This window comes from Halorhodospira neutriphila, assembly GCF_016584055.1.
Taxonomy (GTDB): domain Bacteria; phylum Pseudomonadota; class Gammaproteobacteria; order Nitrococcales; family Halorhodospiraceae; genus Halorhodospira; species Halorhodospira neutriphila.
Map to the genome: position 1 here is coordinate 1 of NZ_NRSH01000092.1, position 8,941 is coordinate 8,941.

Annotated in this window: 10 protein-coding genes; 8 read left to right on the forward strand and 2 right to left on the reverse strand. The window is 75.2% G+C overall.

Annotation, left to right across the window (positions count from 1 at the left end; translation table 11 throughout):
• From accB to CKO13_RS08535, 3 genes are all read left to right on the forward strand, one after another.
• On the forward strand, nt 1-336 hold a 336-nt coding region (gene accB / locus CKO13_RS08525), incomplete at its 5' end, for an acetyl-CoA carboxylase biotin carboxyl carrier protein (RefSeq protein ID WP_200259500.1).
• A 5-nt stretch (nt 337-341) separates the two neighbouring features.
• Nucleotides 342-1,685: an acetyl-CoA carboxylase biotin carboxylase subunit gene (gene accC / locus CKO13_RS08530; protein WP_200259503.1), complete on the forward strand. Its 1,344-nt coding sequence runs from the start codon at nt 342-344 to the stop codon at nt 1,683-1,685.
• A 59-nt stretch (nt 1,686-1,744) separates the two neighbouring features.
• The gene (locus tag CKO13_RS08535; RefSeq protein WP_200259506.1) at nt 1,745-2,326 is read left to right on the forward strand and encodes a YfaZ family outer membrane protein; all 582 of its coding nucleotides are present in this window, start codon (nt 1,745-1,747) and stop codon (nt 2,324-2,326) included.
• Nucleotides 2,327-2,353: 27 nt separating this feature from the next.
• Here the strand turns inward: CKO13_RS08535 and CKO13_RS08540 are convergent, their stop codons facing one another.
• Nucleotides 2,354-3,190 carry a sulfite exporter TauE/SafE family protein gene (locus CKO13_RS08540; RefSeq protein ID WP_338034614.1) on the reverse strand — a complete coding sequence of 279 codons (837 nt, stop codon included), beginning with the start codon at nt 3,188-3,190 and terminating at the stop codon, nt 2,354-2,356.
• 42 nt (nt 3,191-3,232) lie between these two features.
• Here CKO13_RS08540 and CKO13_RS08545 point away from each other — a divergent pair, with 42 nt between their 5' ends.
• Complete coding sequence (locus CKO13_RS08545) at nt 3,233-4,252, forward strand: complex I NDUFA9 subunit family protein (protein WP_200259509.1); 1,020 nt, start codon at nt 3,233-3,235, stop codon at nt 4,250-4,252.
• A gap of 2 nt (nt 4,253-4,254) precedes the next feature.
• Nucleotides 4,255-5,289, forward strand: coding sequence for a multifunctional CCA addition/repair protein (locus CKO13_RS08550; protein ID WP_200259512.1), 1,035 nt, complete (start codon nt 4,255-4,257; stop codon nt 5,287-5,289).
• Here CKO13_RS08550 and CKO13_RS08555 read toward each other — a convergent pair.
• Nucleotides 5,249-6,436 carry a class I SAM-dependent methyltransferase gene (locus CKO13_RS08555; protein WP_200259514.1) on the reverse strand — a complete coding sequence of 396 codons (1,188 nt, stop codon included), beginning with the start codon at nt 6,434-6,436 and terminating at the stop codon, nt 5,249-5,251. The two genes, CKO13_RS08550 and CKO13_RS08555, sit on opposite strands and share 41 nt — an antisense overlap.
• Before the next feature lie 169 nt (nt 6,437-6,605).
• On the opposite strand from CKO13_RS08555, the gene plsY reads away from it, so the two are divergent.
• From plsY to tsaD, 3 genes are read left to right on the forward strand one after another with little or no spacing between them, the layout of a single operon-like run.
• Nucleotides 6,606-7,202 carry a glycerol-3-phosphate 1-O-acyltransferase PlsY gene (gene plsY / locus CKO13_RS08560; protein WP_200259517.1) on the forward strand — a complete coding sequence of 199 codons (597 nt, stop codon included), beginning with the start codon at nt 6,606-6,608 and terminating at the stop codon, nt 7,200-7,202.
• Complete coding sequence (gene tsaC / locus CKO13_RS08565; RefSeq protein WP_200259520.1) at nt 7,199-7,774, forward strand: L-threonylcarbamoyladenylate synthase type 1 TsaC; 576 nt, start codon at nt 7,199-7,201, stop codon at nt 7,772-7,774. The genes plsY and tsaC overlap by 4 nt, the downstream gene beginning before the upstream one ends.
• Nucleotides 7,775-7,800: 26 nt before the next feature.
• Nucleotides 7,801-8,820, forward strand: coding sequence for a tRNA (adenosine(37)-N6)-threonylcarbamoyltransferase complex transferase subunit TsaD (gene tsaD / locus CKO13_RS08570; protein ID WP_200259524.1), 1,020 nt, complete (start codon nt 7,801-7,803; stop codon nt 8,818-8,820).
• Nucleotides 8,821-8,941 lie beyond the last annotated feature (121 nt).

Here is an 8,941-nt window from a genome sequence, read left to right on the forward strand (position 1 = left end):
CAGTACGCCGAGCCCGCCCCCGCCGCTAGCCAGCCCCAGGGCGCCGGCGCGCCGGGCGGGCAGCAGCCCGCGGCCGAGGAGGCCGAGGAGCCGGAGGGCGAGCCGATCCGCTCGCCGATGGTGGGGACCTTCTACCGCGCTCCCTCGCCGACCGCCAAGTCCTTCGTCGAGGAGGGGCAGCGCGTCAAGGCCGGCGAGACGCTGTGCATCATCGAGGCGATGAAGATGCTCAACCAGATCGAGGCCGACCGCGACGGGGTCATCACCGCCGTGCTGGTGGAGAACGGCCAGCCGGTGGAGTACGACCAGCCGCTGTTCCTGATCGCGAGCGAGTGAGCGCCATGCAGAAGATCCTCATCGCCAACCGCGGCGAGATCGCCCTGCGGATCCTGCGCGCTTGCCGCGAGCTGGGCATCCGCAGCGTCGCCGTCCACTCCGCCGCCGACCGCGAGCTCAAGCACGTCCGCCTCGCCGACGAGTCGGTCTGCATCGGCCCCAACAACGTCGCCGAGAGCTACCTCAACATCCCGGCGCTCATCGCCGCCGCCGAGGTCACCGACTCCACCGCCATCCACCCCGGCTACGGCTTCCTCTCGGAGAACGCCGACTTCGCCGAGCGGGTCGAGCAGTCGGGGTTCGTCTTCATCGGCCCCCGGCCGGAGAGCATCCGCACCATGGGCGACAAGGTCTCGGCCATCCGCGCCATGAAGCAGGCCGGCGTCCCCTGCGTGCCCGGCTCCGAGGGGCCCATCTCCGACGACGACCCCGACGAGACCCTGCGCCTCGCCGCCGCCATCGGCTACCCCATCATGATCAAGTCCGCCGCCGGCGGCGGCGGCCGGGGGATGCGGGTGGTGCGCAGCGAGGCGGCCCTGCTCAACGCCGTCTCGCTCACCCGCAGCGAGGCGGAGAGCGCCTTCGGCGACGGCACCCTCTACATGGAGAAGTACCTCGAGGCCCCGCGGCACGTCGAGATCCAGGTCCTCGCCGACGGCTACGGCAACGCCATCCACCTCGGCGAGCGGGACTGCTCGATGCAGCGCCGCCACCAGAAGGTGGTCGAGGAGGCCCCGGCGCCGGGGATCACTGAGGCGCAGCGCCAGGAGATCGGCGAGCGCTGCGCCGAGGCGTGCCGGCAGATGGGCTACCGCGGCGCCGGGACCTTCGAGTTCCTCTACGAGAACGGCGAGTTCTACTTCATCGAGATGAACACCCGCATCCAGGTCGAGCACCCGGTCACCGAGATGGTCACCGGCTGCGACCTGGTCGCCGAGCAGATCCGGATCGCCGCCGGCGAGCCCCTGAGCTGGCGCCAGGAGGACATCGACGTGCGCGGCCACGCCGTCGAGTGCCGGATCAACGCCGAGGACCCGAAGACCCTGATGCCGTGCCCGGGCACCGTCGAGCACTTCCACGCCCCCGGCGGCCCCGGGGTGCGGGTCGACTCCCACGTCTATACCGGCTACGCCGTGCCCCCGTACTACGACTCGATGATCGGCAAGCTGATCACCCACGGGCCGAACCGCGACAGCGCCCTCGCGCGCATGCGCACGGCCCTCGCCGAGATCGTCGTCAGCGGCATCGGCACCAACATCGCGCTGCAGCAGGAGATCATCGGCGACGCCGCCTTCCGGGCGGGGGGCACCGACATCCACTACCTGGAGAAGAAGCTCGCCCTCGACTGAGCGCGGGGGCCGCCGGGGTACGGCGCAGCTGAGTGACTGAAGCACAGAGGAAGCCGATTATGAGCAAACGTGCGCTTGCCGCCGCCGTGGTGCTGTCCGGCGTCCCGGCGTCCGGGGTGATGGCCGCCGGGCTGGATATCAACCTCCACGACGAGGCCGCCGAGTTCGTGGTGGACGTCCCGGCCCAGGAGTACACCGCCATCGAGACGGGGCAGCTCGGCGGCGGGCTCCTGTTCAACGACGACGGGGACGTCATCGCCAATGCCCACCTCCACGTCTCCGGGCCGCCGACCCAGGGGTTCAGCCCCCTGGTGTTCGGGACCGGCGTCAAGGGCTACAGCGGCTACCTCGACGAGCCGGACCGGCTCATGGGCGGCGTCGCCCTGACCGGCTCGGCGCGCCTGTCGGTCCCCGCCCAGGTCCCCCAGGCCGCGATCCTGAAGGTCCACTTCGGCCCGGATATCACCACCTCGAGCAACGTCGAGCGCATCCTCGAGACGACGCTGCGCTACGAGTTCCAGTTCACGCCGCAGGCGGGCGCCTACCTCGGCTACCGCTACTTCGACATGGCGACCTCCGACAACTACGACGACCAGACGATCGACGACAGCCTCCACCTCGGCGTGCGGATCGGCTTCTAGCCGGCGGCAATGGCGGGCGGCTGCCGCCTACGACAGCAGCAGCCGCAGCCCGACGACCACGAGGAGCAGGGCGAAGAGCCGCTGCAGGAGCCGCGCCGGGACGCGGTGGGCGAGCCGTGCCGCGGCGCTCGAGGCGACGAGGCTGGCGGCGGCGATGCCGAGCAGCGCCGGCCAGTAGACGAAGCCGGTGGCCCCCGCCGGCAGGCGGGGATCCCCCCAGCCCGCGGCGATAAAGCCCAGGGCGCCGCAGGTGGCGAGCGGCACCATGCAGGCCGCCGAGGTCGCCACGGCGCGGTGCATCGGCAGGCCCTGGCGGATCAGGTAGGGCACCGCCAGGATGCCGCCGCCGACGCCGAGCATGGCAGAGAGCGTGCCGATGCCCCCCCCGGCGGCGAGCATGCCGGCGGGCCTCCCCGCGCCGTGGCGCTCGGGCACCGGCTTGAGCAGCATCAGCGGCACGCCCAGGAGCAGGAAGGCGCCGAAGAGCCGCTTCAGGGCCTCCGCCGGGAGCAGCCCGGCGAGGGCGGCGCCGGCGGCGGCGCCGGCCACCAGGCCGAGCCCCAGCCGGCGGAAGGCGGGCAGCTCCACCGCCCCGAGCCGGTAGTGGCTGAGCGCCGAGCCGAGGGTGGTGAACACGATGGTGCCCAGGGAGGTCCCCACCGCCAGGTGCATGGCGACCGACGCCTCGATGCCCTCGAGGCCGAAGAGCACCAGCAGCAGGGGGACGACGATCACCCCGCCGCCGATGCCCAGCAGCCCGGCGGCGGTGCCGGCCCCGGCCCCGGCGGTGAGATAGATCAGCAGCTGCGCGGTCACGGCGATACCACCACGTGGATCGTTGAAATGACAGATTAAACGCGCCACCTTATCGGCTCGCTACGGTGCTGTCAGCTGCAGGAGTGAGACATGGACGCAAAGACCGTCTGCATCATCGGGGGGAGCGGGTTCGTCGGCCTCCACCTCGCGAACCGCCTCGCCGCGCAGGGGTACCGCCTGCGCGTGCTCACGCGGCGCAGCGACCGCGGGCGCGAGCTCCGGGTCCTGCCCCACCTGCAGCTGATCGAGACCGACCTCCAGGACGAGCGCCAGCTCACCCGCCACTTCAGCGGCTGCCACGCGGTCATCAACCTCGCCGGCATCGCTAACGAGACCCGCAGCGAGCCGTTCCGGGCCGTCCACGTGGACCTCCCCCGGCGGGCCCTGGCGGCGTGCCGCCGGGCCGGTGTGCCGCGCTACCTGCACATGAGCGCCCTCGGCGCTGATCCCGAGGGGCCGAGCCGCTACCTGCAGACGAAGGGCGAGGGCGAGCAGCAGGTGATGGCGGCCCCGCCGGCGGGGGTGGCGGTCACCAGCTTCCGCCCCGCCGTGATCTTCGGCCCCGAGGACCGCTTCCTGAACCGGCTCGCCGGGATCCTGCGCCTGTCGCCGGGCGTGGTCCCCCTGCCGCTGCCGCGGGCGCAGTCCCAGCGCCTCTACGTCGGCGATCGGGAGCGGGGCGTCGTGCGCGCCCCCGGGGTGCGCCTCCAGCCGGTCTACGTCGGCGACGTCGCCGCCGCCTTCGCCCGCGCCCTCGAGGACCCCGATACCGCGGGGCGCAGCTACGAGCTCTGCGGCCCCCGGGTCTACACCCTGGCCGAGCTCGTCGCGTACGTCGGCAGGCTGCGCGGGCTGCGCCGGCGGGCGCTCGCCCTGCCCGGCTGGCTCGCCAGGGCGGCCGCCTGGGCGCTGGGCAGGCTCCCGGGGCCGCCCTTCTCCGTCGACAACTACCGCTCGGGCACGGTCCCCAACGTCTGCCGCCGCAACGGCCTCGAGGCGCTCGGCCTCGAGCCCACGGCGCTCGAGGCGGTGGCGCCGGCCTACCTCGGCGGCGCCGGCCCCCAGGCCGACTACGCCGAGGCGCGCCGCGAGGCCGGGCGAGGGGCGTAGCGATGGAGGCCTACCGCGTCGGCGGGGCGGTGCGCGACGAGCTCCTCGGCCGCGAGGTCACCGAGACCGACTGGGTGGTGGTCGGCGCCACGCCGCAGGAGATGGAGGCGGCCGGCTACCGCCCGGTGGGCAAGGACTTCCCCGTCTTCCTCCACCCCGAGACGAACGAGGAGTACGCCCTGGCGCGCACCGAGCGCAAGACCGCGGCCGGCTACCACGGCTTCGCCTTCCACGCCGCCCCCGACGTCTCACTGGAGGAGGACCTGGCGCGCCGGGACCTGACCATCAACGCCATGGCCCGGGACCGCGACGGCGCGCTCATCGACCCCTACGGCGGCTACGCCGACCTCCAGGCGCGGCGCCTGCGCCACGTCACCGAGGCCTTCGCCGAGGACCCGGTGCGCATCCTGCGCCTGGCCCGCTTCGCCGCCCGCCTCGCCCCCGAGGGCTTCAGCGTGGCCGAGGAGACCCTCGCCCTGTGCCGGCGCATGGTCGAGGCCGGCGAGGTCGACGCCCTCGTCCCCGAGCGGGTCTGGCAGGAGCTCGCGCGGGGCCTGATGGAGCCGGCCCCGCGCCGGCTCATCGAGGTGCTGCGCGCCTGCGGCGCGGCGGCCCGGATCCTGCCCGAGATCGACGCCCTCTTCGGGGTGCCCGAGCGCACCGACCGCCACCCCGAGGGCGACGCCGGCGAGCACACGCTCCTCGTCCTCGACGCCGCCGCGCGCCTGGAGCTGCCCCTGGCGCCGCGCTGGGCGGCCCTGGTCCACGACGTCGGCAAGGCCCTGACCCCCGCCGAGGCGCTCCCCCGCCACCCGGAGCACGAGGAGCGCGGCGTGGCCCCGGTCGAGGCCCTCTGCGAGCGCCTGCGCACGCCCCGGGCCTGCCGGGACCTGGCGGTGCTCGTCACCCGGCACCACATGGACGCCCACCGGGCCCTGGAGATGCGCCCGGGGAAGGTGGTGGACCTGCTCGAGGCGGTGGACGCCTTCCGCCGGCCTAGAGGCTGCCGCGCCGGTCGACGACCCGGAAGCCGCTGATCGGCCCCGCGTAGCCGCGCCCGAGCGCCAGGACCTTGAAGCGCTCCCCCATATCGCCGGGGTGGCTCAGGCGCTGCACGGCCTGGACGGTCTCGAGGCGGCGGCGCTCGTCCGCCCCGGCCATCTGCGCCTCGGCGAGCTCGCTCAGCCCCGCCCCGGCGAGGAAGCCCCCCTGCGGCGCGTAGCCGAGGGGCTCGAGCCCGGCCGCCAGCCCCGCGTCCGCCACCGCCGTGAAGTCGACGAAGGCGCTCAGGTCCTGCAGGCCCGGCCGGAAGAACGGGTCGTCGTGGGCGCGGTGGCGGTAGTGGCAGATCAGGGTCCCGCCCCGGCGCTCGGGGTGGTAGTACTCCCGGCGCGGGTAGCCGTAGTCGATCCAGAGCATCACCCCGCGGGGCAGGGCCGCCGCGACGCCGCGCAGGAAGGCGGGCAGGCGGGTGCAGACCTCGGAGACGTAGCCCTCCGGCAGGGGGGCGTCGAGGCGCGCCTCGATACCGCCTACGGCCGCGGTGAGGGCCTCGTCGGCGGCGATCTCCCGCCAGCCCAGGGCGCCGTCGCCGTCCGCCGCCACGGCCAGCTCGCGGACGCCGTCGCCGCGGCGGACGAAGCGGCGCACGGGCAGGGCGTCGAGGACCTCGTTGGCGATCCAGACCGCCGGGGTGTCGCCCTCGGGCAGGGCCTCGAGGTGCTCGACCCGGTCGAGCAGGTGGGGCACCTGGGCGGCGAGGGTGCGCTGCTGCTCCTGGCGCAGGGCGGCGCTGACCTCGAGCATCCGCCAGCGCCGGGGGAGCCGGCCGCAGGCCTCGAGCTCGGCGAGGGCGGCGGCGGCGAGGGCGCCGCTGCCGGGGCCGAGCTCGACCACGTCGCCGCCGCCGAGGTGCTCGAGGATCTCGGCGGCCTGCCGGGCGAGGGTCCGGCCGAACAGGGGGGTGAACTCGGGGGCGGTGGCGAAGTCGCCGCCGCTGCCGAAGCGCGCCGCGCCGGCGCGGTAGTAGCCGAGCCCGGGCTCGTAGAGGGCCCGGTCCATGAACTGCTCGAAGGGCAGGGCGCCGCCGGCCTCGCGGATGGCCTCGCGGATGCGCTCGAGGAGCCGGTCGCTGACGGCCTGGGCCTCGGCGTCGGGGGGCGGGGGGTCGGGTAGGCGCGCCATGGCAGCCCTCTTGCGCTCCTGGGTGGGTGTCCCCGCGGCCCACGCGGGAAGGCGCGGGCCGCGGCCCTGGTAACTTGCCGCTCCGCGGTCCGCGATTGCAAGCTAGCGCCGCTAGGGCCGACCATCGTGACCGCTTGCCATTGCGGCCCTGAAACCGGAGACTCTCCCTATGCTCGATCTTGCGCTCATCCTGCTCGCGTACCTGGTTGGCTCGGTCTCCTCGGCGATCGTCGTCTGCCGGCTCATGCGCCTCGGCGACCCCCGCCAGGGCGGCTCCGGGAACCCGGGGGCCACCAACGTCCTGCGCCTGGCCGGCAAGGGCCCGGCCGCCGCGACCCTCGTCGGCGACTGGCTCAAGGGGACCGTGCCGGTGGCCCTCGCCTGGGCGCTGACCGGCGACCCGGTGGTGGCGGGGGCCGCGGGCCTGGCGGCCTTCTTCGGCCACCTCTTCCCGGTCTTCTTCCGCTTCCAGGGCGGCAAGGGGGTGGCGACGGGCTTCGGCGTGCTGCTCGCCTGGTCCCCGGCGGCGCTGGTGGCCGCGGCCGCCACCTGGCTGGGCATCGCCGCCGCCTTCCGCTACTCCTCGCTGGCCGCCGTGGTCGCCTTCGCCATGGCCCCCATCTACGTCCTCTGGCTCGCGCAGTCGCCGGTGCTCACCGCGGCGGCGGCGCTGCTGACCATCGCCCTGGTCTGGCGCCACCGCGACAACATTGTCCGCCTCGCCGCCGGCGAGGAGAGCCGGATCGGCTCCTCGTCCGGCCTATGACCGCAGGCGCGCCGCGGATCAGCCGCCTGCGCCTGGAGCGCGCCGTGCACGCCCTGCGCCGTGGCGGCGTGGTGGCGTACCCCACCGAGGCGGTCTGGGGCCTGGGCTGCGATCCCTGGGACCGCGAGGCCGTCCTGCGGCTGCTGGCGCTCAAGCGCCGGCCGCTCGAGCGGGGGCTGATCCTCCTCGCCGCCGCGCCGGAGGACCTGACGCCGTTCCTGGCCCCCTTGCCGCCGGAGCGCGCCGCCGAGATCCGGGGGAGCTGGCCGGGGCCGGTCACGTGGGTGGTCCCGGCCGCCCCCGAGGCGCCGGCGTGGATCACGGGCGGGCACGCGGGCATCGCCGTGCGCGTCACCGCCCACCCGCCGGCGGCCGCCCTCTGCCGCGCCTTCGGCGGCCCGGTGGTGTCGACGAGCGCCAACCGCTCGGCGGGTCGGCCGGCGCGGACCGCCTCGGCGGTCCGCTACACCTTCGGCCCCCACCTCGACGCCCTGCTGCCGGGGCCGACCGGCGGGCTGGCGCGGCCTACCCCCATCCGCGACGCCGTCACCGGCGCCTACCTGCGACACTGACGACACCGACAAGGGAGCGAGCCGCCTTGGGGCCGATCCTCGGCATCGAGACCTCCTGCGACGAGACCGCCGCCGCGCTCTACCAGCCGGAGGCTGGCCTCCTCGCTCACGCCGTCCACAGCCAGGTCGCCGACCACGCGGCCTACGGCGGCGTCGTCCCGGAGCTCGCCTCCCGGGACCACGTCCGCAAGCTGCCCGGCCTCGTCCAGGGCGTGCTGCGCGACGCCGGGCTCGAGGCCGAGGCCCTCGGCGGCGTGGCCTGGACGCGGGGCCCCGGCCTGCCCGGCGCCCTGATGGTCGGCGCCGGCTTCGCCCGCAGCCTCGCCTGGGGGCTCGACGTGCCGGCCGTGGGCATCCACCACCTGGAGGGCCACCTCCTCGCCCCCCTGCTCGAGCCGCAGCCGCCGGCGATGCCCCTGGTGGCGCTGCTCGTCTCCGGCGGCCACACCCTGCTCGTCCAGGTGGCCGGCTTCGGCCGCTACCGCGTCCTCGGCGACTCGGTGGACGACGCCGCCGGCGAGGCCTTCGACAAGACCGCACGGCTGCTCGGGCTGCCGTACCCGGGCGGGCCGGCCATCGCCCGGCTCGCCGAGGCCGGGCGCCCCGGCGCGGTCCGGCTGCCCCGGCCGATGACCGACCGGCCGGGGCTGGACTTCAGCTTCAGCGGCCTCAAGACGGCGGTCCTCCACGCCGTGGAGGAGCGCGGCAGCGACGAGCAGGGCCGGGCCGATATCGCCCACGGCTTCCAGGAGGCCGTGGTGGAGACGCTGGCGATCAAGTGCCGCCGGGCCCTGGAGCAGACCGGCTGCCGGCGGCTGGTGGTCTCCGGCGGGGTGGGGGCCAACGCCCGGCTGCGCGAGCGCCTCGACGCCCTCGCTGCCGAGCGCGGCTTCTCGGTCCACTACCCGCGGCTCGAGCTGTGCACGGACAACGCGGCGATGATCGCCTACGCGGGCGCCCTGCGGCTGGCCGCCGGCGAGCGCGGCGACCTCGACTTCTCGGTGCGCCCCCGCTGGCCGCTGGCGGAGCTGCCGGTGCCGGGGTGAGACGAGCCGCACGGATCGGTTAGCGGCGCTGCCCGGGGGCTGGGGGCGCACGGCCAGCTGCCGAGCGCGCCCCTTCGGGGTCCCCTGCGCTTCTCGCCCGAGCGGGGCCGCGCGCTAAACT

Excerpts from the sequence above, each read along its gene's own strand:
- CKO13_RS08550 (WP_200259512.1), top strand. The coding sequence starts at position 4,255 with ATGGAGGCCTACCGCGTCGGCGGGGCGGTGCGCGACGAGCTCCTCGGC.
- CKO13_RS08545 (WP_200259509.1), top strand. The coding sequence starts at position 3,233 with ATGGACGCAAAGACCGTCTGCATCATCGGGGGGAGCGGGTTCGTCGGC.
- accC (WP_200259503.1), top strand. The coding sequence starts at position 342 with ATGCAGAAGATCCTCATCGCCAACCGCGGCGAGATCGCCCTGCGGATC.
- CKO13_RS08555 (WP_200259514.1), bottom strand. The coding sequence starts at position 6,436 with ATGGCGCGCCTACCCGACCCCCCGCCCCCCGACGCCGAGGCCCAGGCC.
- plsY (WP_200259517.1), top strand. The coding sequence starts at position 6,606 with ATGCTCGATCTTGCGCTCATCCTGCTCGCGTACCTGGTTGGCTCGGTC.
- tsaC (WP_200259520.1), top strand. The coding sequence starts at position 7,199 with ATGACCGCAGGCGCGCCGCGGATCAGCCGCCTGCGCCTGGAGCGCGCC.
- CKO13_RS08535 (WP_200259506.1), top strand. The coding sequence starts at position 1,745 with ATGAGCAAACGTGCGCTTGCCGCCGCCGTGGTGCTGTCCGGCGTCCCG.